Here is a 24,027-nt window from a genome sequence, read left to right on the forward strand (position 1 = left end):
GCAATGCGGAGCGCACCGCAGAAAACCCTGAGCATGCGAGAAGCGCCCCGCCGTCGATCCCCCCACGGGTCGACGGTCGGGGCGCTTCCCTTTTCCCCGAAACGGATTCCCCCCACGGGACCCGAGTCGGGGCGTCGGTGTGCCGGGACCCGTTCGTTCGGGAGGGCCGCTCAAAGCCTCCCGCGGGTACGCGTCCCGGCCGGCTGATGCCCACGGAAACCTCCCCAGGTTTCCGAGGAACGTCCCCCAAGACGTTCTTGGCACCGCCCCATTAGACCCATGACGACCCCGGATGGTTACGTTGCGGTCACTGTGATCTGCGTCTCCCGTGAAGGAAGTGTGGGGACCGTGAGGAGGAGGGCCACTAGCGGAAGGACCGCAACCGGAGGCTGTTGGTCACCACGAAGACCGACGAGAAGGCCATGGCGGCCCCCGCGATCATCGGATTGAGCAGACCGGCGGCCGCCAGCGGTAGGGCCGCCACGTTGTACCCGAAGGCCCAGAACAGGTTGCCCTTGATCGTGGCCAGGGTCCGGCGCGAGAGCCGGATCGCGTCCGCCGCGACCCGCAGGTCGCCCCGTACGAGGGTCAGGTCTCCCGCCTCGATGGCCGCGTCCGTGCCGGTGCCCATGGCCAGCCCCAGGTCCGCCTGGGCCAGTGCGGCGGCGTCGTTGACCCCGTCGCCGACCATCGCGACCGTACGGCCCTCGGACTGCAGGCGGCGTACGACGTCCACCTTGTCCTGCGGGAGGACCTCGGCGATCACCTCGTCGATGCCCACCTCGCGGGCCACCGTCGCGGCGACGGCCTTGTTGTCGCCCGTCAGCAGGACCGGGGTGAGGCCCAGTGCCCGCAGCCGGGAGACCGCCTCGGCGCTGGTCCCCTTGACCGCGTCCGCCACGGTCAGGACCCCGCGCGCCGCGCCGTCCCAGGCCACCAGGACGGCGGTGCTGCCCGCGGCCTCGGCGGCCGCCTTGGCCCCGGCCAGTGGGGCCGGCAGCTCGATCGACCAGTCGGCCAGCAGCTGCTCGCGGCCCACCAGGACGGCGTGTCCGTCGACCACGCCCTGGACGCCGAGCCCCGCGACGTTCTCGAAGGACTCCGGAACGGGCAGGGAGCCGGCCCGCTCCGCCGCCCCGGCGGCGACGGCGCGGGCGATCGGGTGCTCCGAGGCGTGCTCCAGGGACCCGGCGAGGCGCAGGAGTTCGTGCTCGTCGACGCCCGCGGCGGGGAAGACGCCGTCGAGGGTCATCCGGCCGGTGGTGACGGTGCCGGTCTTGTCCAGGACGACGGTGTCCACGCGGCGGGTGGATTCCAAGACCTCGGGGCCCTTGATCAGGATGCCGAGTTGCGCGCCCCGCCCGGTGCCGACCATCAGCGCGGTCGGGGTGGCCAGGCCCAGGGCGCACGGGCAGGCGATGATCAGGACGGCCACGGCGGCGGTGAAGGCGGCGGTGGGGTCGTTGGTGATCAGCAGCCAGGTGATCCAGGTGCCGATGGCGAGCACGAGGACGACGGGGACGAAGATCCCGGAGATCTGGTCGGCGAGGCGCTGCACTTCGGCCTTGCCGTTCTGTGCGTCCTCCACCATCTTCGCCATCCGGGCGAGTTGGGTGTCGGCGCCGATCCGGGTGGCTTCGACGACCAGGCGTCCGGAGGTGTTGACGGTGGCTCCGGTGACGGAGTCGCCCACGGCGACGTCGACCGGGACGGACTCGCCGGTCAGCATGGAGGCGTCCACGGCGGAGCTGCCCTCGACGACGGTGCCGTCGGTGGCGATCTTCTCGCCGGGGCGGACGACGAACCGGTCGCCCACCGCGAGCGCGCCCACCGGGATCCGGACCTCACGGCCCGCGCGCAGCACGACGACGTCCTTGGCGCCCAGCTCCAGCAGGGCCTTCAGGGCCGCGCCCGCCTTCCGCTTGGAGCGGGCCTCCAAGTAGCGGCCCAGGAGGATGAAGGAGACGACGCCGGCCGCGACTTCCAGGTAGATGGCGGAGGAGCCGTCGGTGCGGGAGATGCTGAGGTCGAAGCCGTGCCGCATGCCGGGCATGCCGGCGTGGCCGAAGAACAGGGCCCACAGCGACCAGGCGAAGGCGGCCAGCGTGCCGACCGAGACGAGGGTGTCCATGGTGGCGGCGCCGTGCCGGGCGTTGGTCCAGGCGGCCTTGTGGAAGGGGAACCCGCCCCAGACGACGACCGGGGCCGCGAGGGTCAGGGAGAGCCACTGCCAGTTGTCGAACTGGAGGGCGGGGACCATCGCGAGCAGGACGACGGGCAGGGCGAGCGCGACGGAGACCAGCAGGCGCTGCCGCAGTGCGGCGAGCGCCGGGTCGGGGACCTCGGTCCGCACCCCTTCGCTCTCCTCGGGGGCGTCGGCGTCGGCGGCGTCGGCGGCTTCCGGGGCGGGCGGCGGCGGGGGCTCCTCGGCGGTGTAGCCGGTCTTGACGACGGTCGCGATCAGATCGGCGACCTGCACGTCACCGGTGTAGGAGATGCGGGCCTTCTCGGTGGCGTAGTTCACCGTGGCCTCGACGCCGTCCATCCGGTTGAGCTTCTTCTCGATGCGGGCGGCGCAGGAGGCGCAGGTCATCCCGCCGATCGAGAGTTCGACCGCCGTTATCGGTCCGTCGTGCACTGTGCTGCTGCTCATGTTCCGGCTCCAGGGGGATGGCCGGGCCGTACGGGACCAGTATGAGCTGGCCGGCACGGCCCGGCAGGGTGCCGCGGGGCTGCCGCGGGTGCCGTGCGGGTCTTGCGCGCCGCTCAGACCTGTCCGGCGAACTCGTAGCCGGCCTCGTCCACGGCGGCGCGGACGTTCTCGTCCGCGAGCGGGGCGGCGGAGACCACGGTGACCTCACCGGTCGCGGCGACGGCCTTGACCGTGCTGACGCCCGGCAGGGCGGAGATCTCGGCGGTCACCGCACCCTCGCAGTGTCCGCAGGTCATGCCGGTCACCCGGTAGACGGTGGTGGTCTGGGTGTCCGTCTCGGCGGTCATGTCGTTCTCCTCTTCAATGGCGTGTGCCGGTCACCGGGAGGGCGGCCGATGGCTCCACCGTGCTCCCGACCCTTCGAGACTATACCCCTGGGGGGTATCAAGGCGAGCATCTGCGGCTCCCAGTCTCTCGATCCTGGTGGGAAAATTGGCCGGTATGGGCGAACTGCGTGTAAATGGCTGATATGGATCACTCGGGAAGCCTCGTCCTGATCATGGCTGCCGCCGTACTGGCCCCCCCTGCTCGCGTACGGGGCGGCGCGCTGGATCTCGGCCCCCCTGGTGATCTTCGAAATCTTGCTCGGCATCCTGATCGGACCGGACGTGCTCGGCTGGGCCGCGACGGGTGAGGTGATCGACGTGCTGAGCCGGCTCGGGCTGGCCATGCTGATCTTCCTCGCCGGGGGCGGCGGCTTCGGTCGGGGCGTGTACGTGGGCACCGCGCTCACCAGTACGGCGCTGGGCGCCATCCTGCCCATCCTCAGGGACACCGGGGACCTTCAGGGCCGGTTCGGGGCCGTGATGATGGCGATGGGCGCGGTGGGCGAGTTCGGGCCGATCATCGCCATGTCGCTGCTGCTGAGCGGGCGGGCGCCGGCCGGCTCGGCGGCGCTGCTGGCGGCCTTCGCGCTGCTGACGGCGGGGGCGCTGCTCTGGGCACTGCGGCCCAAGCCGCCCTGGCTCTCCCGGGGCATCGCCAAGACCCTGCACAGCAGCGCGCAGTTCGCCGTGCGCTTGGTCCTCCTGCTGCTGGTGGCGATGCTGGCGCTGTCCGAGGTGCTCGGTCTCGACATGCTGCTCGGCGCCTTTGCGGCCGGACTGATCACCAGGCTGGTCCTGCAGGGGGCCGCGCCGGAGAGCGGCCCCGTGGTGCTGTCGAAGGTGGAGGCCATGGGTTTTGGCTTCCTGGTGCCGCTGTTCTTCGTGGTCACGGGGATCGAGTTCGACTTGGAGGCGCTGTTGTCGGGCGGGCGGGAACTGGCGCTGCTGCCGGTGTTCCTGGTGCTGTTCCTCGTGGTGCGCGGGCTGCCGATCCGGCTACTGGCGCCGCGCGACCTGGGGCGGGACGAACGGTCGGCCCTGGTGCTGTTCGGGTCCACCGCGCTGCCGCTGGTGGTGGCCATCACGACGCTGGGCGTGGAGGACGGGATGATGACGTCGGGCGAGGCGGCGGCGCTGGTGGGGGCCGGGATGGTGTCCGTCCTGGTGTTCCCGCTGCTGGGGCTGCGGCTGCTGGCCCGCGCGCGGGGCCCGGAGGGCGCCGAGGTGGTGCGGGCCGGCCGGGCCGGACGGGTCAGTGAAGGGGAGTCTTGGTGAGCATCGGCTCCAAGTAGCGCAGCAGGACGGTCTTGAGCTCGGCGGTGTACGCGGCGCGCTCGTCGCCCTCGTGGGCCAGGATCAGGTCGAGGGACGACTTGAAGATGCCCAAGATCATGTTCGAGATGAGGGCGAGCTCGTCGGGCGTGGTGGTGGGGCAGCGGTCGCGCAGCACGGCCTCGATCCGGGTGAGCAGTCCTTCGTGCAGTTCCTCGTGCTCCTGGGCGATGCCGGGCACGCCGGTGCCGTGCATGAGCGCCCAGAAGGCCGGGTTCTCACAGTTGAAGGCGATGACCGGGTCGAGGACGGCGTCGAGCAGCTCGGGCAGGGGGCGCTGGAGGTTCTCGGCGCGGAAGGCCTGTCCGTGCGCCTCGTGCGCGCGCTGGAGCAGTTGGCCGCCGAGCTCCATCGCGATGGCCTCTTTGTTGGGGAAGTACTGGTAGAGGGTGCCCGGCGACACGCCCGCCTCGCGCGCGATGGCGTTGGTGCTGGCCGAGGCGTAGCCGGTGCGGCAGAACACCCCGGCGGCGGCGGCCAGTAGCTGGGAGATCCGGCGTTCGCCGCGGGCCTGGCGGCGGCGCGGGGTGGGGGTGGTGGCACCCGTGTCGGCGGCGGACGTCGCGGCGCCGGTCGTTGCGGCGCCGGTCGTTGCGGCGGCGGCCTTCGCGTCGGCGGCCTTCGCGGCGGCGCTGCCCTTCAGGTCGGCGCTGCCCTTCGGGTCGGCGGCGTCGATGGTGGAGCTCTTGATCCCCTTTTCGGTGTTTTTGCCCATGCGTGTCCCCGGCATGTCCAATCCCCTGCTTCCCGTGGGCGATTGACAAACGCGAGTGATCGCTCGCATTCTTGAGAAACGCGAGCGACTGCTCGTGTTTGCCAGTCTATGTGGCCTGGCAATCACGGTGAAGGGGACACCGAGTCATGTCCGAAGTCAAGAAACCGCCGTCCTCCGGGGCGGACGCGGGGTGGACCCGGTTCGTCACGGCCCGGCCGCGGCTCACGCTGCTGCTGGCCCTGCTGGTCACGGCCCTGTCCGTGGTCGCGGGCGGCGGCGTCGCCGACCGGCTGGGAAGTGGCGGCTGGGAGGACCCGGGCGCCCAGTCCACCTACGCCACGCGGGCCCTGGAACGGGAGTTCCCGCACTCCGAGCCCAATCTGCTCCTGCTCGTCGACGCCGCGGCGGGCACCACCGGGGTCGACGACCCCGCCGTGGCCGCCGAAGCCGAACGGCTCACGACCGCACTCGCCGCCGAACGGGGGGTCGTCGGCGTCGGTTCGTACTGGCGCACCCAGCTGCCCACGCTGCGCTCCGAGGACGGCCGGCAGGCGCTCATCGTCGGCCGCGTCCAGGGCGACGAGAAGACGGCCACCGCCGCACTGGAACGCATGGCACCGCGCTTCGAGGGCGAGCGCGGCCCGGTGCGGGTGTCCCTCGGCGGCCCGGCCGCGGTGCAGCGCGAGGTCACCGAGACCATCCAGGAAGACCTGCTGCGCGCCGAGCTGATCGCCCTGCCGGTCACCCTCGTCCTGCTCGTCCTCGTCTTCGGCAGCGCGGTCGCAGCTCTGCTCCCCCTCGCCGTCGGCATCGTGGCCATCCTCGGCACCAATGCCGTACTGCGCGGACTCACCGAGTTCACGGACGTCTCCGTCTTCGCCCAGAACCTGACCACCGCGCTCGGCCTCGGACTCGCCATCGACTACGCCCTGTTCATCGTCCGCCGGTTCCGCGAGGAACTCGCCGCCGGGCGCGATCCGGTCGGAGCGGTCGGGGCCACCCTGCGCACCGCCGGGCGCACCGTGCTCTTCTCGGCGCTCACCGTCGCGGTCTCGCTCTCGGCCATGCTCTTCTTCCCCATGTACTTCCTGCGCTCCTTCGCCTACGCCGGTGTCGCGGTCGTACTGCTCGCGGCCGCGGCCGCGCTGATCCTGCTGCCGGCCGCCCTGGTGCTCCTCGGCGAGCGGGTCAACGCCCTGGACCTGCGCCGGCTGTGGCGGCGGCGGGGTCGGCCGGAGACGGCCGCGACCGGGCCCGCGGAGACGGGCCGGGGCTGGGGGCGGGCGGCCGCTCTCGTGATGCGGCGCGCCCCGGTCTTCGCCGTGGCCACCACCGTGGGCCTGCTGCTCCTCGGGTTGCCCTTCGCGGGAGTCAAGTTCGGCACGGTCGACGACCGGCAGCTCCCGAAGGACGCCCCCTCGCACGTGGTGCAGGAGCAGATCCGCGACGGCTTCCCGAACAGCCCCGGTGGCGGTATCACCGTGCTCGCCGAGGGAGCCCCCAGCACCGAGCGCCTCGCGGCCTACCGGGACCGACTGGCCGCCCTGCCCGGGGTGACCCGGGTCGACGGGCCGATCGGCTCCGAGGCGGGAAGCGAGTACACCACCTTCTCGGTCTCCGTCGAGGGCGAGGCCGTGGGGCAGACCGCTCGGGACCTGGTCGACGAGGTCCGCGCCGTGGACGCCGGCTTCAAGACCTCGGTGACCGGACAGGCGGCCGTCCTCGTCGACGCGCAGAAGGCCATCGCCGGCGCACTGCCCGCGGCGGCGGCCCTCGTGGTCCTCGCCACGCTGCTGCTGGTGTTCCTGCTCACCGGGAGCCTGCTGATACCGCTCCAGGCGGTGCTGCTCAACGCCCTCAGCCTGACCGCGATGTTCGGGGCGGTGGTGTGGGTGTTCCAGGAGGGCAACCTCTCCGGGCTCCTCTCCTTCACCGCCACCGGCGACATCGAGACCACCCTGCCGGTGCTGATGTTCTGCATCGCCTTCGGGCTCTCCATGGACTACGGGGTGTTCCTCATATCCCGCATCAAGGAGGAGTACGACCGGACCGGGGACCACGAGAGCGCCGTCCGGACGGGGCTGGCCCGCACCGGCGGGCTGATCACCGCGGCGGCCCTGATCCTGGCGGTGGTGATGGTGGCCATCGGCACCTCCCGGGTGACCAACACCAAGATGCTGGGGCTCGGGATCGCGCTGGCGGTCCTCATGGACGCCATGGTCGTCCGCAGCCTCCTGGTCCCGGCGGTGATGAAGCTGACCGGACGGGCCACCTGGTGGGCCCCCGCCCCGCTGCGTCGCCTGCACGAGAGGTTCGGCCTGAGCGAGGGCGAGTCCGCGCCCCCGACACCGGAGCCGGAGCGGATACCCGTGGGGGCCGGCGCCTAGGAGGTGCGCCCCGGCCCCGGGGAACGGTTCGCCGGGGCCGTGGGGGCGGGTGAGGCGATCCGGCGGATCCCCTCACCCGCCCCCGCCGGATTCAGTCCTCGCGGCGGCCCCGGTTCCCGGGCCGGCGGGCCACCCAGGCGCGCACGGTTTCGGCGTACCAGTAGGGCTTGCCCCCCTCCACATGGTCGGGCGGGGGCAGCAGCCCGTGTTTGCGATAGGAGCGCACGGTGTCCGGCTGGACCCGGATGTGGGCAGCGATCTCCTTGTATGACCACAGCTGTCGGTCGCTCATGCTGGACACCTCCTTGTCCACGTCGCGGGGCCGGCCGGGAGGCCGTCGGGGAGCCGACGCGTGGACGCTGACGATCACTCGGGTTGTGCCCGGGGAACGATGCTGAGTGATGACAGGGGAGGGGCTGTTGACTTCCTGTGACGGAAGACCTGCGAAATGCGGACATGCGTCACAGAAGGGTGACCCTTGTGACAAGAGGGTCACAGGGGTCGAACGAGGAGTTGGTAGGGCGTCAGCGGTACAGGGCTGGGCGTTCCGTCAGCTCCACGACGGCCCGTACACCGGTGCGCGCAGCCGCGAGGCCCGCCTCGGAGACGGCGGCCGCCGCGTAGCCGTCCCACGCGTCGGGCCCCGCCACGCGGCCGTGCGCCGCCGCGGCCACCCAGCTCCGCAGCTGGCGGTCGTAGGCATCGGCGAAGCGCACCGTGAAGTCCTGGTCGATGGCGCCGCCCCACCGGCCCGCCGACTGCACCACCATCGCGTGTCCGTCGCCGATCCGGGCACTGCCCGCCTCGCCGACCGCCTCGCACTGCACCTGGTAGCCGAAACCGCAGTTGACGAAGATCTCCACGTCGACGACGGCCCCGCCGGAGGTCTCCAGCAACACCAACCGGGGATCGCTCAGCCCTTCGGGAGCGGCCGCCGTGGGCCGCGGCGAGAGCACGCTGACGGCGGTGATCTCCTGCCCCAGCAGCCAGCGGGCCGCGTCCACCTCGTGCACCACCGAGTCGCTGATCAGCATGTCGCTGGTGAAGAACGACGGCGAGGAAGCATTGCGGTGCCGGCAGTGCAGGAAGAGCGGGCGCCCGATCCCACCCGCGTCCAGCAGCTCCTTCAGCCGGGCGTACTCGGCGTCGTACCGCCGCATGAACCCCACCTGCACCAGGCGCCGCCCCAGACGCTGTTCGGCCTCCATGACGCGCAGCGCCCCCGCCGGGTCCGGAGTCAGGGGCTTCTCGCACAGCACCGGCAGCTCCCGCTCCAGCGCGTGCAAGATCGCCTCCTCGTGGGCGGGTCCGGGCGAGGCGATCAGCACGGCCCGGACCCCGGGTGCGGCTATCGCGGCCGCCGGGTCGGTGTGCGCCGTCGCCCCGTCCAGGGTGGACGCGACCTCCTTGACCCGGTCCCCGTCCGGGTCGGCCACGGCCACCACACGGGCCCCGCCCACCGTCCGCCCGATCCGGCGGACGTGGTCGGCGCCCATCTTCCCGGTGCCGATGACGGCGATGCCGAGCGTGCTCATGTCGTACTCCTCTTCCTTCCGAAGGGTCAGCGGGCGCCGCAGGAGCGGAGGTAGGCGCGGGTGCGCCGGGCGATCGGCAGCGGCCGGTCGGGCGGACACGGGTACATGTCCTGCTCCACGATGGCGAACAGGTCCACGTCCAACCGCTGGGCCGCCGCGAGCACCGGTTCCAGCGCGGGCACCCCCGAGGGCGGTTCGCACATCACCCCACGGCCCACGGCCGGCCCGAAAGGCAGCCCCTCGGCGACGACTTCGGCCAGGATCCGCGGATCCACCTGCTTGAGGTGGAGGTAGCCGATTCGCTCGCCGAAGGTCTCCACGGCCTGCACGCTGTCCCCGCCGCAGTACGCGTAGTGGCCCGTGTCCAGGCAGAGGGAGACGAGAGCGGGGTCGGTGGCGTCCAGGAAGCGGGCCACGTTCGCCGGGGTGTCGATGTGGGTGTCGGCGTGCGGGTGGACGACGATCCGCAGCCCGTACCGGTCCTGGACCTCCCGGCCGAGGCGCTCGGTCTGCGAGGTCAGTTCACGCCATTGGGCGGGGGACAGGGTGCGGTCCTCCAGCACCTCCCCGGTCTTGTCGTCCCGCCAGAAGGAGGGGATGACCACGAGATGGGCCGCGCCCAAGGCCCGGGCCAGCGCGGCGATCCGCGACACGTGCTCCCAGGTGTCCTCCCACACGGCGGGCCCGTGATGGAGTCCGGTGAAGACGGTTCCGGCCGAGACGCGCAGCCCGCGCTTGGCCGTTTCCTCGGCGAGGCGGGCGGGATCGGTGGGCAGATAGCCGTAGGGGCCGAGTTCGATCCACTCGTACCCGGCGTCGGCGACCTCGTCGAGGAAGCGTTCCCACGGGGTCTGCCGGGGGTCGTCGGGAAACCAGACACCCCAGGAGTCCGGAGCCGAGCCGATGCGGATACGGGTCAACGCGGGCGGGGAGGACATCATAACGGCCACCTTAGGGTGGAGGACCAATGGGAGGACTGACTGTGACCGGCACCGGCGATCCGCTCGCGCTCGACCTGATCACGATGGGCCGGATCGGGGTGGATCTCTACCCGTTGACGACGGGCGTACCACTGGCCGAGGCGGAGACCTTCGGCAAGTTCCTGGGCGGCTCCCCGACCAACGTGGCCGTCGCGGCGGCCCGGCTGGGACGCCGGGTGGCGGTGATCACCCGCACCGGCGCGGACCCCTTCGGCGCGTATCTGCGCTCCGAACTGCGGGGGTTCGGGGTGGACGACCGGTGGGTCGCCGAGATCGCCGGGCTGCCGACCCCCGTCACCTTCTGCGAGATCTTCCCGCCCGACCACTTCCCGCTGTACTTCTACCGGCTGCCGAAGGCTCCGGACCTGGAGATCGCGGCGGACGAGGTGGACCTGGCGGCGGTACGGGCGGCCCGCGTGTTCTGGATGACGGGTACGGGCCTGAGCGAGGAGCCCTCGCGGGCGGCGACGCTGGCGGCGCTGGAGGCCCGCGCGCGGACCGGGACGACGGTCTTCGACCTGGACTGGCGGCCGATGCTGTGGCGGGAGGAACCAGGGCCGTACTACGAACGGGCGCTGAGGTCGGCGACGGTGGCCGTGGGGAACGCGGAGGAGTGCGAGATCGCCACGGGCGCCTCGGACCCGCACGCGGCGGCGCGGGCGCTGCTCGCGGCGGGTGTGGAACTGGCGGTGGTCAAGCGCGGCCCGAAGGGCGTGCTGGCGGTCCACCGCGACGGCACGGTGGCGGAGGTCGCACCGGTGCCGGTGGAGGTGGTCAACGGGCTGGGCGCGGGGGACGCGTTCGGCGGGGCGTTGTGCCACGGGCTGCTGGCGGGGTGGGAACTGGAGCGGGTGGTGCGGTACGCGAACGCGGCCGGGGCGATCGTCGCCTCGAGGCTGGCGTGTTCGAGCGCGATGCCGTTCTCTCACGAGGTGGAGGAGGTGCTGGGGCGTGCCGGTGGTGTCTGAGTGGGGGATGGAATGGACGAGGCTGGTGGTCCTCGACCTGGCCCCGGGAGAGGTGTACGCACACCCGTGCGGGGAGTCGGAGTGGATCGTGCTCCCCCTGTCGGGCGCCTGCGAGGTCCACTGCCGGGCCCTGCCGAATCAACCCCCGCCGGAGTTCGAGGCGCGGGGTGCGGGGCAGAGCCCCGAGGGCGGACCGGAGGTGTTCCAATTGCGCGGGCGGACCGGGGTGTTCAGCGGCGTCACCGACTTCGCCTACCTGCCGCGGGACGCGGACGCGGAGATCCGGTCGGCCGCCGGCGGACGCTTCGCCCTCGCCGGAGCCCCGTGCGAGACGCGGCTCTTCGCCCGGTACGGACCCGCCGACCAGGTCCCCGTAGAGCTCCGCGGCGCCGGCCAGTGCTCCCGCCAGGTCAACAACTTCGCCGCCGCGGACACCTTCCCCGCCGACCGCCTCATCGCCGTCGAGGTGCTCACCCCCGGCGGGAACTGGTCCTCGTACCCGCCGCACAAGCACGACGAGCACCACCCCGGCGAGGAGTCCCGCCTGGAGGAGATCTACTACTTCGAGATCGCCCCGCACGGTGACACCCCCGGGCTCGGCTACCAGCGCGTCACCCCCTCCCCGGCCGGGAAGACCGACATCCTCACCGAGGTGCGGACCGGGGACGCGGTGCTGATCCCCGACGGCTGGCACGGGCCGTCCATGGCCGCCCCCGGGCACGACATGTACTACCTGAACGTGATGGCCGGACCGGGCCGGACCCGCGAGTGGCTGATCCGGGACCACCCCGACCACGGCTGGATCCGCGGCAGCTGGGACGGCCAGGACGTCGACCCCCGGCTGCCCTTCTCCCGAACGGAGGACCACCGGTGAGGCTCACCGTCGCGCAGGCGCTCGTCCGGTTCCTGTCCCGCCAGTACACGGAGCGCGACGGACACCGCCGCCGGCTGATCGCCGCCACCTGGGGGATCTTCGGGCACGGGAACGTCGCCGGCATCGGCCAGGCCCTCCTGGAGACCGGGCCGCACGGCATGCCCTTCCTCCAGGGCCGCAACGAGCAGGCCATGGTCCACGCCGCCGTCGGGTACGCCCGCCAGAGCGGCCGCCTCTCCGCGCACGCCGTCACCACCTCCATCGGCCCCGGCGCCACCAACCTCGTCACCGGCGCCGCCCTCGCCACCATCAACCGGATCCCGGTGCTCCTGCTGCCCGGCGACACCTTCGCCACCCGGCCCGCCGACCCCGTGCTCCAGCAGCTGGAGGTCCCCTACGCCGGGGACGTCTCCGTCAACGACACCCTGCGCCCCGTGTCCCGCCACTTCGACCGCATCACCCGCCCCGAGGCCCTGATCCCGGCCGCCCTCCAAGCCGTACGGGTGCTCACCGACCCCGTACAGACCGGCGCCGTCACCCTCGCCCTGCCGCAGGACGTGCAGGCACAGGCGTACGACTGGCCCGAGGAGTTCTTCGCGGAGCGCGTGTGGGGCGTGCGCCGACCCCGTCCCGACCGGCACGAACTGGCCCGCGCCGCCGAGGCCGTACGGGGCTCCGCGCGCCCGCTGATCGTCGCCGGCGGCGGGATCCGGCACAGCGCGGCCGGCGCGGCCCTGGCCGCCTTCGCCGAGGCCACGGGGATCCCGGTCGCCGTCACCCAGGCGGGCAAGGGCGTCCTGCCGCACGGGCACCCCGCCGACGTCGGCGGGATCGGCCACACCGGCACCTCCACCGCCGCCGCGCTCGCCCGGGAGGCCGACCTCGTCATCGCCGCCGGGACCCGGCTGACCGATTTCACCACCGCCTCCGCGACCCTCTTCCAGAACCCGGTCGTCCGGTTCGTCGGCCTCAACCTGGACCCGTACGACGCCCACAAACTCGCCGCCCTGCCCCTGGTCGCCGATGCCCGCGAGGGCCTCGACGAGCTGCGGGTCGCGGTCGCCGGCCACCGCACGGACCCGGCGTACGGGGCGCGGTACGCGGCGGAGCGGGCGCGCTGGGAGAGCCGCGTCGAGCTGGCCCACGCCGTCCCGGACGCGGACGAGGACGCCCCGCCCACCCAGGCCCAGGTGCTCGGGCTGCTCGACGCCCTGGTCGACGGCACCGACATCCTGATCAACGCGGCCGGCTCCCTCCCCGGCGACCTGCACAAGCTGTGGCGGGCCCGGTCGCAGGACCAGTACCACGTGGAGTACGGATACTCCTGCATGGGCTACGAGATCCCCGCGGCGATCGGAGTGGCGCTGGCCGCGCCCGGCCGGCCGGTGTGGGCGCTGGTCGGCGACGGGACGTACCTGATGAATCCGACCGAGATCGTCACGGCCGTCCAGGAGGGCGTCCCGATCAAGGTGGTGATCCTCGACAACCACGGCTACGCCTCCATCGGCGGCCTGTCGGGCGCGGTGGGCGGTGAGGGCTTCGGTACCGCGTACCGCTTCCGGGCGCCCGACTCCGGGTACACGGGGGACCCCCTTCCGGTGGACCTCGCGGCCAACGCGGCCTCCCTCGGGATGGCCGTGATCCGCGCCCGCACCACGCGTGACCTGCGCGAAGCCCTAGCCGAGGCCCGCGTGGCGACCCGCCCCACATGTGTCTACGTACAGACCCGAACGCCCGACACTGTGTCGGGCCCACCCCCGGCACAGGCGTGGTGGGATGTTCCTGTGGCCGAGACCGCGACCCGCAAGGCCGCTGCCACGGCCCGTGAAGAGTACGACCGGCAAGCCGCGCAGCGACGTCGCCATCTGTGAAGGAGCAAGGCAATGAAGACCGTCAACCACTGGATCGGTGGCAAGACCGTCGAGGGCGCGTCGGGCAACTACGGCCCGGTCACCGACCCGGCCACCGGCGAGGTCACCACGCAGGTCGCGCTCGCCTCGGCCGACGAGGTCGACGCGGCCGTACAGGTCGCCCGGGAGGCCTTCCTCAGCTGGGGCCAGTCCTCGCTGGCCGCCCGCACCAAGGTGCTGTTCGCCTACCGCGCCCTGCTCGACGCCAACCGTGACGAGATCGCCGCGCTGATCACCGCCGAGCACGGCAAGGTCCACTCGGACGCGCTGGGCGAGGTCGCCCGCGGCCTGGAGATCGTCGAGCTGGCCTGCGGCATCACCACGCAGCTCAAGGGCGAGCTGTCCACCTCCGTCTCCAGCCGGGTGGACGTCTCCTCGATCCGCCAGCCGCTGGGCGTCGTCGCGGGCATCACCCCGTTCAACTTCCCGGCGATGGTCCCGATGTGGATGTTCCCGCTGGCCGTGGCCTGCGGAAACACCTTCATCCTCAAGCCGAGCGAGAAGGACCCGTCGGCCGCCAACAAGCTCGCTGAGCTGGCGACCGAGGCCGGCCTCCCGGCGGGCGTGCTCAACGTGGTCCACGGCGACAAGGTGGCCGTCGACGCGCTGCTCGCCCACCCCGGCATCGCGGCCGTCTCCTTCGTCGGCTCGACCCCGATCGCCCGCCACATCCACACCACCGCCTCGGCCAACGGCAAGCGCGTCCAGGCCCTGGGCGGCGCCAAGAACCACATGCTGGTGCTGCCGGACGCCGACCTGGACGCCGCCGCCGACGCGGCCGTGTCCGCGGCCTACGGTTCGGCCGGTGAGCGCTGCATGGCGATCTCCGCCGTCGTGGCCGTCGGCGCGATCGGCGACGAGCTCGTCGAGAAGATCCGCGAGCGCGCCGAGAAGATCAAGATCGGCCCCGGCAACGACCCGGCCTCCGAGATGGGCCCGCTGATCACCGCCGCCCACCGCGACAAGGTCGCCTCCTACGTCAAGGGCGCGGCCGACCAGGGCGCGGAGGTCGTCCTCGACGGCACCGGCTTCACGGTCGAGGGCAACGAGAACGGCCACTGGATCGGCCTGTCCCTGCTGGACCGCGTGAAGACCGACTCCGACGCCTACCGCGACGAGATCTTCGGCCCGGTCCTGTGCGTGCTGCGCGCCGAGACCTACGAGGAGGGCGTGGCCCTCATCAACGCCTCGCCGTTCGGCAACGGCACCGCGATCTTCACCCGTGACGGCGGCGCCGCCCGCCGCTTCCAGCTGGAGATTGAGGCCGGCATGGTCGGCGTCAACGTCCCGATCCCGGTGCCGGTGGGCTACCACTCCTTCGGCGGCTGGAAGGACTCGCTCTTCGGCGACCACCACATCTACGGCAACGACGGCATCCACTTCTACACCCGCGGCAAGGTCGTCACGACCCGCTGGCCGGACCCCTCCGAGGGCCACATCGGCGTGGACCTGGGCTTCCCCCGCAACCACTGACCCGCCCCGCACCCGGCACCTCTAGCAGCCCCCGGCCACCTCCCACCGGCCGGGGGCTGCTGCCGTTCCCTCCCGTCTACGCTGACCCGTATGGCAGAACTCCCACATTTCAGCGTGCTGTTGACCCGGCTGGCGGAGCGCCGCGGGCTGGGCGTCGACGGCCTGGCCCGGCTATCCGCCGTCCCGAAGGCCGAGCTGCGGGCCGTCTGCGACGGAGCGGCGCCGGAGCCGGCGCTGCTGCTCCGGCTCGCACCCGCGCTCCAGCTGCACGCCGAGGACCTGTTCGTCATCGCCTCCGTGGCCCTGCCGCAGGAGATGACGCCCCTCGACCCGGACGCCGGGGGAGGGGCGGCCGTTCTCGCCCTGCACACGATGGGCCTGCCGCGGCAGGAGCAGGAACGGTTGCGCCGGCTGGCGGCGGCACTGCCGCAGCAGGACCGCACCCGGCCGACCCGGGAACCACGCCCGTGGGAGCAGTATCCGCCGGGTCCCGGCGGACTGCTCATGCGCCTGCTCGCCAACCGGAACCTGGGGTGGTCGGCCGGAGCGAAGGTGTTCCTGTCCCTGACCGGCCGGTACTGGTCCGCCGCCACGTACGGGCAGGTGGGCCGTGGCCTGATGGAAGTGAGTCCCGATCTCCAGGCCGACTACGCGACCGTGCTCGGCTTCCGCGCCGACGACCTCGCCGTACTGACCGGCATCGGCCTGCCCGACGGACACCGTCCGCCGCCGCGGGCCGCCGTCGAGGTGGCCGGCCTCGTCCGGGACGTCCGGCGCCTGAGCCAGGAGCAGGTGCGGGAGCTGTCCGACACCGCGCAGCGGGGGCTGCGCGTGCCGTGACCCGGCCGGCGCCCTCGTCCGCGGGCATCCGTACCGGTCAGGGCGTCCGGGCCAGGTCCGGTACGGGGTGCGGCTGCTCGCCCGCCGCGCGGCGACGGCGGCGCAGCGCCCACACCGCGGCGCCCGCGCCCGCCAGCACCAGGAGCAGGCCCACGGCCGGCCAGGGCACGGCGATGAAGTCGGTCCCGGACTCCGAGACCAGATCGGGGTGGGCCGCCGCGCCCGCCCTCACCTTGACGGTCACCCAGTCCGACTGGGGGGCGTCCGGCCACGGTTCGGTCAGCTCGATCCGCTGCCCGGGCAGCAGGGACAGCTTCAGCTCGCGGGCCGGCCGGTTCAGCACCTCGCGCCCGAACAGCCCCTCGGCGGACACCGTCACCCTGGGCTCGACGACCACGTTGCCCCGGTTGACCAGCGCGTACGAGACCGTGGCGCGGGCGTCGCGCACCCAGGGCAGCAGCGGAGCCGAGCGGCTGACCCGTACGGCCTCCACGCTCAGCCCGGCCGTGACCGGCCCCGGCACCCGGAAGTACAGCCGGGCGCCCACCGAGCGCTTCACCCCGACCTGGACCTTGCCCTCCTGCTGCACGCCCTCCACGGCGGTGCCCAGGGCGACGATCCCGCCGACGTGGTCACCGGGCGTCGCGTCCGCCGGGACCCGCACGGTGAACGGGATGTCCTTGCGGCCCTTGGCGGGCACGGTGACGGTGCTCGCGGTCTCCGGCGCCAGCGCGACCCACGCGCCGACGTCCTTCGGCTTCGTCTCCACCGGCAGCAGCGCGAAGGCGCCGCCCGCCGGGGTGTTCACGGCATCGGTGGCGAAGACCTGGAACGTCAGCTCCTTGTCGGAGGAGTTCACGATCGTCACGCTGTCGCTCAGCGTGCTCCCGGCCGCGCCCTGGTGGAAGAAGTACGCGCGGTCGGTCATCGCCGCACCGGCCGCAGGCGTCGGGAACACCCCCCACGTGCCGTTGTCCGCGGCGCGCGCCGCGGTGGCTGGCAGCAGGCCCGCGCCGCCGCCGAGCAGCAGGCCGAGGAGCAGACCGTACAGGAGGGTGCAGGTGCGGCCACGGGTGCGGCTGAGGCTGCGGGTGCGGGTGCGCATGGGCGGTCTCCAGTGGGCGCGGACAGGGGAAAGGGGTGGTGCGGCGCCGGAGCGCCGCACCACCCTGGGCCGTGCGTCCGGACGGATCAGCTGATCGAGAAGGTCACGACCGTCTGGTAGGTGTCCGCGAACATGAAGGGCGGGAGCTGGATCATCCCGGCGCCGCCGACGGCGAACTCACCGCCGGTCAGCTCGTCCCCGCCGGCGGCCTGGGAGGCCACCTTCATCGGGACGTCGGAGATCGCGCCGGGGGTGCCCGTGGTGCAGGTGCTCGGGCTGTCCGGGTTGGTCACGGTGCAGGACGGCTGGATGCCGATCTGCGCCTTCGCCATCGAGTGGCCGGTGGCCTGGTTCAGGAACGGCGTACGCGTCGCCGTCACGTCCCAGCCGAGCGAACCGCCGCGGAAGTCCTGGACGGTCGCGGCGTTGAAGACGCCGACCACCGACTGGGCCTTTCCGTTGATGGTGACCGCGCCGAAACTGACGGCCGGCTGGCCGTCCTTCGGGCCGAGGGCCAGCGGGCCGGGCAGGACCTCGACGTCGACCGGGTTCTTCACACCGGCCTGCTCCTCCAGGAACACGAAGGCCTTGTACGGGGTGATCGAACCGTCGATCCTGATCGCGTCGGCCTTCTTGGTGACCGTGATGTTGCAGGTGGCCGCACCGGACGCGTCGGCGGTGCCCGCACCGGTGTCACCGGTCACCGCGCCCGCGAGCAGGGCGGAGCAGGTGACGGCGCCCGCCGGGAAGTTGGCGCCGGTCACGGCGACGGCGGTGCCCGCCGGGCCGCTGTTGGGCGTCAGCTTCGTGGTGATCGGGTCCTTGGGCAGGGCCTCGACCGCGACCGAGCCGAGCGAGGCGCTCGGGCGCGGCGCCGGGGTGCAGGTGGTGGTGAAGACCGAACCGGAAAGGTCCGCGTCGGTCACCGCCAGGTCGAGGGCGACCTGGACCGTGGTGCCCTCGCTGCCGTCCGGAATCTTGATCGTTCCCGAGAACGCCTTGGGGTCGAGCGGCTGTCCGGCGATGACCGAGACGGTCTCCGGCGGGCTGGTGACCACCTGGGTGGTGGAGCCGACCTTGAGGGTGATCTTGGAGGTGTTCACCGTGGTGACGGAGAACCCGGGGATCAGCGGGCTCGCGCCCGGGTCGATCGTGATCGGAACGACGTCACCGGCCTTGGCGCCGTCGGGCAGGGTGACCGTCCAGTTCTGGTTGCCCGAACCGTCGGGCTGCGGCGCCGGGGCGTCGCAGTTCTCGAAGACGGCCGTGGTCTTGGTCGCGGCCTGCGCGGAGCCCGCCAGACCCACCACCGTGCCCGTCAGGGCCAGGGACAGGGCGGCCGCCCCGGCCAGCACTCTTCGTCGATGCGTTCTCGTACTCACTGGGTCGCGACTCCTTCGTCATGACGAACCCCTCCCCCCACCCGCTGTGTGGGGGAGGCCGAGCCGGTGCGGTGGCCGATATTGACGCGTCACCGTGATGAGAAGTCAATGACTTGCTTTGCCGCGAAGCACACAGAAATTGATGGCCCATCAGAGTAGGTCTGATGGACCATCGAATACCGACCGGTCGGGGTGAGCGGGGGCGGGACTTTGACGACAGGGCCTAGCGCCGGGTGGGCGTGTGGAGCAGCAGGTTCGGGGTGCCGGCAGGGAGCCCGGTGATCCGGTCGGGCACGGCGCTGAGCAGCAGTTCCGCGGCCACCTGCGCCGGGGTCCGCGCCGTGCCGCGCGCCAGGATCAGCGCGGCGACCCCGGCCGCGTGCGGGGCGGCCATCGAGGTGCCGGAGGCGCGGGCCGTGGCGGTGGTGGAGTCCTTCCATGCCGAGGTGATGCCCACGCCCGGAGCCCAGAGGTCCACGCAGGGGCCGTGGTTGGAGAAGCGCGCCCGCCGGTCCTCGGCGTCGGTCGCGCCGACCGTGATGGCCTGGGGGACGGAGGCCGGCGATCCGCCGCAGGCGTCCTTGCCGTCGTTCCCGGCGGCCGCGGTGACGGTGATCCCCGAGGCCACGGCCCGGACCACGGCCGTTTCGAGGGCTTTGCTGCGGCTGCCGCCGATGCTCATGTTGGCCACGGCCGGGGTGGCGGGCGCCTTGGCGGCGTCCTTCACCACCCAGTCGAGACCCTTGAGGAGCGCCGACAGGCTCGCGGAACCACGGCAGTCGGCCACCTTCACCCCGACGAGCGAGACCCCCTTGGCCACCCCGTACGTCTCCCCGCCCACGGTCGCCGCGACGTGCGTGCCGTGACCGCTGCAGTCGCGGGAACCGCCGAGGAACAGCGCGTTGTAGCCGGTGCGGGCGCGACCGCCGAACTCCCGGTGGCTGGTGTTGATGCCGCTGTCGATGACGTAGACGGTGACGCCCTCGGCCCTGCTCGGGTACGTGTACGAGCCGTCGAGCGGGAGTTCGCGTTGGTCGATGCGGTCCAGGGCCCAGGGCGCGGGAGCCTGCGGACCCGGCTGCGGTGCGGGTGCGGCGACGGCGTCCGGGGTGTCGGTGGTGTGGAACTCCGCGTCCGGCTCCACCGAGGCCACCCGCGGATCGGCGGCCAGGGCGGCGGCCCGGGCGGGCGTGGTGCGGACGGCGAAGCCGTTCAAGGCGGCCTCGTAGACGGGTCCGACCTCGTCGCCGGCGTGCACGGCCTCGGCGGCCAGGGCGCGGGTCGGGGCGCGGGAGGTGGTGTCCTTGAGGACGACGACGTAGGGGGCGCTGCCGGAACGGGGAGCCGGCGGGGCGCCCGTGACGGGGTTGGTGGCCGTCGCGGCCGTGGTGGCCGCCGCGAGGAGGGCGGCGGCGGGGAGGAGCGCGGCGAATGCGGTCATGCGGCCGATGCTCGGCGAACGGCGGCGCGGGCGCGCGGAGGGTGCGCGGAGGGTGCGCCGGGTGGGCGTAGGACACGCCGCCGTGCGGGTGGACCCGGGCCGGGTGCGGAGCGGCGCCGGTCCGGCTCGCACCGGGACGGCGTCGATCCGGGCCCGGTAAGCCCTGTGTCCGCACCGGGCCCGCGCGGGCGAGCGCGGGCGAGCGCTCCGTCAGGCCGCGCGCCAGACCGTCATGTCGGCGTGCAGGGAGCTCGGCAGGTCCCCCAACCACGGAGTCGACTTGAGGGTGAGCACGAGCAGCGCGATGTCCCCCGACGGGTGCTTGATGCAGAACTCGCTGCCGGCTGCCGCCTGTCCCAAGCTTTGGGTTCTCTTGGCCCCCTTCTCGAGGGCGGTCCGGCAGGTGTCGAGGGAGCCGTTCGGTCCGCCCGACAGGAGGGTGATCGCACTGGTGTCGCTCTCCAGCGTGCAGCCCACCTGCTCGCAGTTGAGGCGCAGGTCCCCGGCGCGAGTGGCACGCGCGACCGGCTCTTTGATGGCGATCGAGTTCTCCTCGTCCAGCCTCAACGAGGGGTAGGGGATGGCCTTCGGGGGACCGCTCGCCGACGGACTCGGACTCGGACTCGACCCCGGACTCGAGCTCGACCTCGGAGCGGATTCGGCGGCCGGGCGGTTCGGGTAGCCGCTCGCCGATCGGGTCCCGCCCGCCGGTGTGCCCTTGGCCGTCGGGGACTTCGCCCGGTCGCGCAGGTTGTCGGCCGTCTGGTCGATGACCGCCCACAGCCCGCCCAGCAGCACTGTGGCGGCCGCCACCGACGCGGCGGTGACCAGCGCGTTGCGCCGCCGGCGCCGCCGGCGTTCCTCCGGCCCTTCCGGAGCCGCCGGCTGCGGAGGCTGCCACACCTGGTGCAGCGTGTGCGGCGCAACGGGCGCCGGTGCCCCTGCCGACCCGGATACGGGCTCGGGTACGGGCTCGGGAACGGGCTCCGGGACCGTGAGCTCCGGTCCGGTCACCTCGCGCCAGAGCGCGGGGCCGCCGTCCGCGTCGGCGTCCTCGCCCAGCTGCATCCGGCACCACGCCACGATCTCGGCGGGGGTGGCCCGTTCCTGCGGGTCGGTGGCCATGCACCGGGCGATCAGTGGACGCAGCTCCTCCGGCAGCCGGGACAGGTCGGGCGCGGAATGCACGATCCGGTACAGCACGGTCGCGGACGGGCCGGAGCCGTAGAGCGGCTCACCCAGTGCGGCGAACGCCGCCGTCTGGCCCAGTGCGAAGACGTCGGCCGCTGCCGTGACCTCACCCGCCGACGCCTGCTCGGGGGACATGTACTGGGGCGTGCCGATGGTGGCGCCCGTGGCGGTGTGCGCGGTGGTGTCGGACGCCAGCGAAATGCCGAAGTCGATGACGCGGGGCCCGTCAGCGGCGAGGAGCACGTTCGACGGCTTCAAGTCGCGGTGCACGATGCCCGCGCCGTGGATGGCCTGCAGGGCCTCGGCCACACCCGCCAGCAGCCACAGCACGGCGGGCACGGGCAGCGGTCCGCGGCGGGCCACGGCCTGCGACAGCGAGGGCCCGGGCACGTAGAGGGTGGCCAGCCAGGGCGGCATCCCGTCCGCGTCGGCGTCGATCAGTTCGGCGGTGTACGCGCCCCGGACCCGCCGGGCGGCCTCCACCTCGCGGCGGAACCGCCGCAGGAAGGCCGGGTCCTCGGCCAGTTCCGGGCGCACGACCTTGATCGCCACCGGTCGCCCGCCCTGGGTGTGCGACAGGTAGACCCGGCCCATGCCACCCGCGCCGAGCCGGGCCGCGATGCGGTACCCCGCCACTGTGGTCGGATCGTCCGCCCGCAGTGGTTCGAACACCTCGGTCGCGCTGTTCATCGGCCTCCCCCGGTCCCCTGGTCCACCGATGGGTCGACCAGCGAACACCCTAAGCGCCGTGCAGCGGCCGGAGGTTGCCGGGGAGGCGGTGCGAGGGGCAGCTGGGCGGAGCGGCTGCGCGGGGCGGCTGCGCGGGGCGGCTGCGCGGGGCCGCGAGCGGACGGGGTGCTTCGACTACGGGGCGAGGGGCCAGCCGCGCATCGAGAAGACGCCCTCGTCGCGGGCGCCGGCAGCTTCGTAGGTGGCCAGGGCGGCCTCGTTGTCGGTGTCTACCCCCACCCACATGCCGTAGCAGCCGCGCGCCTTCGCCTCCTCGGCGAGGGCCAGGGTCAGGTCCCGTCCGATGCCGCGACGGCGGTACCCCTCGTCCACGGAGAGCTCGTACAGGCACATCTCGGTGCCCTTGTCGGGGTGGCTCATCTCGATGCCGGAGACCATTCCGGCGGGCACGCCGTCGACGTAGGCGATGAGCATCAGGTGTCCCGGGGCGGCGAGGAAGCGCTCGGACCACTCCTCGCGGGCAGGCCCGTCGAAGAGGGACTCGGCGGCTACGAGCTCGGCGGGGGTGAGGGCCCGGCGGATGTCCATGGCGGTCACGATAGTGCGCGCATGATGGATGGTCAGCCGATGCGCGGCACGGCGTGGCGGCCGCCGCACCCCCTGCCGCGGGACAGCCCTTGGCGGGCGTCCTGCCGATCATGTCGGGCTCGCGGGTCTGGCACCGCGCCTCATCCCCCAGACTCCGTGCCGGGCCCCCAGCCCCGGGTTGTCCTCGGTCGGCGACGCTCCGCTGCGCCTCGTGCCTGCCGCCGGGCCGGCCTGACCTGCCCGCCGGTCCTGACCTCCCGGGCCTCCCGGGCCTGCCGGTCGCGCAGAGTGGGTCAGCCGTGGGCCAGTCGCGGGCCAGTCGCGGGTCAGCCGTCGGTCAGCCGTGGGTCAGCCGTGGGTCCGGGGCTTGGAGGCGGCTCCGTCCCGGGGCCCCATGGAGCCCGGGGACGGGGTGCCGTCCGTCCAGGCGTAGACCCGCTTGCCGCGCACCGCGACCTGGTATTGGTGGGGACCCCGACACTCGGACCGCACACCCTCCCGCAGGCTGCCCGGCCACCACCTGGCGTGCAGGTCCGGAGTGCCCACCGGCTTCGGTGTGCCAGTGCTGCACTCGGGGCCGTTCAGCGGGGTCGCGCCGAGGGTGAACCGGATCAGCCGCGCCTCGCCGCCCGTACGCACCCGTATGCGGACGTCGGTGGCGTCCTTGGGTATCCAGGACGGCAAGGCGAACGGCGCCTTCTCGCGCCTGGGAGCATCGGCGGCGCTCGCGAAGCGCTTGCCCTTCTCCTTGTACACCTTGCTATCGATCGTGTCGGTCACGGGGTTGGGCGGCAGATTGGGCAGCGCGAAGGCGGCGGTGGCGAGGACTCCCACGGTGGCTGCGGCGACGACGAGCGGGCGGCGGTTCATGCTTCCAGTGTCGACGGGCGGCCCCCGCCGCGCGTCCCTCCGCAGGACGAACTGGGACTGCGCCGCAGGTCCCATACGGACTCATACCTGGGAGGGTGTCGGGTCCGGTTGCGTCGACGCGCAGTAACCGCGGCGGGCCCGCGGGAGTTGGCCGGAGGTGATCCGTCCGACCCGGCCCCGAGGAACCCCCATGCGCCGTCGCCGCCTCGCCCCAGCCCTCGCCACCGCCGCCGTCACCGTGGTGCTCGCCCTCGCCCCGGCTGCCTGGTCCGCACCGCAGGTTCCGGCCGACAAGCCGCAGGTGCTGAGCCGCTGGACGCAGCCCAGCGCCGCCAGCTACCAGGAATGGGCCGAGGCCCGCGAGCACCGGGCGGCCTGGGCCGCGTACGCCTTCGACTGGTCGACGGACCACTGCACCTCGTCCCCCGACAACCCCTTCGGCTTCCCCTTCTCGGACGCCTGCGCACGCCACGACTTCGGTTACCGCAACCACCGCACGGCAGGGCTGTTTTCGGCCGCCAAGGCACGGCTGGATCTGGCGTTCCACGCGGACATGAAGCGGGTCTGCGCGCAGTACTCGGGCCCCCGCAGGAAGTCGTGCGACGGCACCGCCTGGACCTACTACCAAGCGGTGCGCCTCCTCGGTATCTCCTAGGGATCACAGGGCGCACACACGCCCCCGCCTCTCGTTCACACGTTCTCCGTTT

At 72.9% G+C, this 24,027-nt stretch carries 19 protein-coding genes and 1 pseudogene; 8 read left to right on the forward strand and 12 right to left on the reverse strand.

The window, feature by feature from the left end; genetic code table 11:
* Positions 1-364 precede the first annotated feature (364 nt).
* Together OG207_RS27645 and OG207_RS27650 are read right to left on the reverse strand one after the other, a co-directional pair.
* A complete protein-coding gene (locus OG207_RS27645) occupies positions 365-2,653 on the reverse strand; it encodes a heavy metal translocating P-type ATPase (RefSeq protein WP_329101849.1) in 2,289 nt (762 codons plus the stop codon).
* A 113-nt stretch (positions 2,654-2,766) separates the two neighbouring features.
* Entirely contained in the window at positions 2,767-3,000 is a 234-nt protein-coding gene (locus tag OG207_RS27650) for a heavy-metal-associated domain-containing protein (RefSeq protein ID WP_329101851.1), read from the reverse strand.
* A 182-nt stretch (positions 3,001-3,182) separates the two neighbouring features.
* Here OG207_RS27650 and OG207_RS27655 point away from each other — a divergent pair.
* Positions 3,183-4,314: pseudogene (locus OG207_RS27655) on the forward strand (cation:proton antiporter).
* Here OG207_RS27655 and OG207_RS27660 read toward each other — a convergent pair.
* Positions 4,292-5,086, reverse strand: a complete 795-nt coding sequence (locus OG207_RS27660; RefSeq protein WP_329101853.1) for a TetR/AcrR family transcriptional regulator — start codon at positions 5,084-5,086, stop codon at positions 4,292-4,294. The pseudogene OG207_RS27655 and the gene OG207_RS27660 sit on opposite strands and share 23 nt — an antisense overlap.
* A gap of 146 nt (positions 5,087-5,232) precedes the next feature.
* Between OG207_RS27660 and OG207_RS27665 the strand changes: the two genes are divergently transcribed.
* Positions 5,233-7,473, forward strand: a complete 2,241-nt coding sequence (locus OG207_RS27665; RefSeq protein WP_329101855.1) for an MMPL family transporter — start codon at positions 5,233-5,235, stop codon at positions 7,471-7,473.
* Between the two features lie 91 nt (positions 7,474-7,564).
* Here the strand turns inward: OG207_RS27665 and OG207_RS27670 are convergent, their stop codons facing one another.
* The 3 genes from OG207_RS27670 to OG207_RS27680 all read right to left on the reverse strand — a co-directional run bounded on the left by OG207_RS27670 (position 7,565) and on the right by OG207_RS27680 (position 9,949).
* Entirely contained in the window at positions 7,565-7,765 is a 201-nt protein-coding gene (locus OG207_RS27670) for a helix-turn-helix transcriptional regulator (protein ID WP_030655426.1), read from the reverse strand.
* Between the two features lie 232 nt (positions 7,766-7,997).
* Entirely contained in the window at positions 7,998-9,008 is a 1,011-nt protein-coding gene (locus OG207_RS27675) for a Gfo/Idh/MocA family protein (RefSeq protein ID WP_329101859.1), read from the reverse strand.
* A gap of 26 nt (positions 9,009-9,034) precedes the next feature.
* The gene (locus OG207_RS27680; RefSeq protein ID WP_329101860.1) at positions 9,035-9,949 is read right to left on the reverse strand and encodes a sugar phosphate isomerase/epimerase family protein; all 915 of its coding nucleotides are present in this window, start codon (positions 9,947-9,949) and stop codon (positions 9,035-9,037) included.
* Positions 9,950-9,975: 26 nt separating this feature from the next.
* Here OG207_RS27680 and iolC point away from each other — a divergent pair, with 26 nt between their 5' ends.
* From iolC to OG207_RS27705, 5 genes are all read left to right on the forward strand, one after another.
* Entirely contained in the window at positions 9,976-10,956 is a 981-nt protein-coding gene (iolC, locus tag OG207_RS27685; RefSeq protein ID WP_329101862.1) for a 5-dehydro-2-deoxygluconokinase, read from the forward strand.
* A gap of 7 nt (positions 10,957-10,963) precedes the next feature.
* On the forward strand, positions 10,964-11,830 hold the full coding sequence (iolB, locus tag OG207_RS27690) for a 5-deoxy-glucuronate isomerase (RefSeq protein WP_329101864.1): 867 nt from the start codon (positions 10,964-10,966) through the stop codon (positions 11,828-11,830).
* Complete coding sequence (gene iolD / locus OG207_RS27695; RefSeq protein WP_329101866.1) at positions 11,827-13,701, forward strand: 3D-(3,5/4)-trihydroxycyclohexane-1,2-dione acylhydrolase (decyclizing); 1,875 nt, start codon at positions 11,827-11,829, stop codon at positions 13,699-13,701. The genes iolB and iolD overlap by 4 nt, the downstream gene beginning before the upstream one ends.
* A gap of 12 nt (positions 13,702-13,713) precedes the next feature.
* Positions 13,714-15,213 carry a CoA-acylating methylmalonate-semialdehyde dehydrogenase gene (locus OG207_RS27700; protein WP_329101868.1) on the forward strand — a complete coding sequence of 500 codons (1,500 nt, stop codon included), beginning with the start codon at positions 13,714-13,716 and terminating at the stop codon, positions 15,211-15,213.
* Between the two features lie 90 nt (positions 15,214-15,303).
* Positions 15,304-16,053, forward strand: coding sequence for a hypothetical protein (locus OG207_RS27705; protein ID WP_329101870.1), 750 nt, complete (start codon positions 15,304-15,306; stop codon positions 16,051-16,053).
* A gap of 37 nt (positions 16,054-16,090) precedes the next feature.
* On the opposite strand, the gene OG207_RS27710 is transcribed toward OG207_RS27705, so the two are convergent.
* From OG207_RS27710 to OG207_RS27735, 6 genes are all read right to left on the reverse strand, one after another.
* Positions 16,091-17,158, reverse strand: a complete 1,068-nt coding sequence (locus OG207_RS27710) for a WxL protein peptidoglycan domain-containing protein (protein WP_329101872.1) — start codon at positions 17,156-17,158, stop codon at positions 16,091-16,093.
* A gap of 86 nt (positions 17,159-17,244) precedes the next feature.
* Entirely contained in the window at positions 17,245-18,540 is a 1,296-nt protein-coding gene (locus OG207_RS27715) for a hypothetical protein (protein ID WP_329101874.1), read from the reverse strand.
* 223 nt (positions 18,541-18,763) lie between these two features.
* Entirely contained in the window at positions 18,764-19,981 is a 1,218-nt protein-coding gene (locus OG207_RS27720; RefSeq protein WP_329101876.1) for a S8 family peptidase, read from the reverse strand.
* 210 nt (positions 19,982-20,191) lie between these two features.
* On the reverse strand, positions 20,192-21,862 hold the full coding sequence (locus OG207_RS27725) for a serine/threonine-protein kinase (protein WP_329101878.1): 1,671 nt from the start codon (positions 21,860-21,862) through the stop codon (positions 20,192-20,194).
* A gap of 174 nt (positions 21,863-22,036) precedes the next feature.
* Complete coding sequence (locus OG207_RS27730; RefSeq protein ID WP_329101880.1) at positions 22,037-22,519, reverse strand: GNAT family N-acetyltransferase; 483 nt, start codon at positions 22,517-22,519, stop codon at positions 22,037-22,039.
* Positions 22,520-22,798: 279 nt separating this feature from the next.
* Positions 22,799-23,320, reverse strand: a complete 522-nt coding sequence (locus OG207_RS27735; protein ID WP_329101881.1) for a hypothetical protein — start codon at positions 23,318-23,320, stop codon at positions 22,799-22,801.
* Positions 23,321-23,510: 190 nt separating this feature from the next.
* On the opposite strand from OG207_RS27735, the gene OG207_RS27740 reads away from it, so the two are divergent.
* Complete coding sequence (locus tag OG207_RS27740) at positions 23,511-23,975, forward strand: phospholipase (protein WP_329101883.1); 465 nt, start codon at positions 23,511-23,513, stop codon at positions 23,973-23,975.
* The last annotated feature ends 52 nt before the right edge of the window (positions 23,976-24,027 follow it).

The sequence above is a fragment of the Streptomyces sp. NBC_01439 genome (assembly GCF_036227605.1).
Lineage (GTDB): Bacteria > Actinomycetota > Actinomycetes > Streptomycetales > Streptomycetaceae > Streptomyces.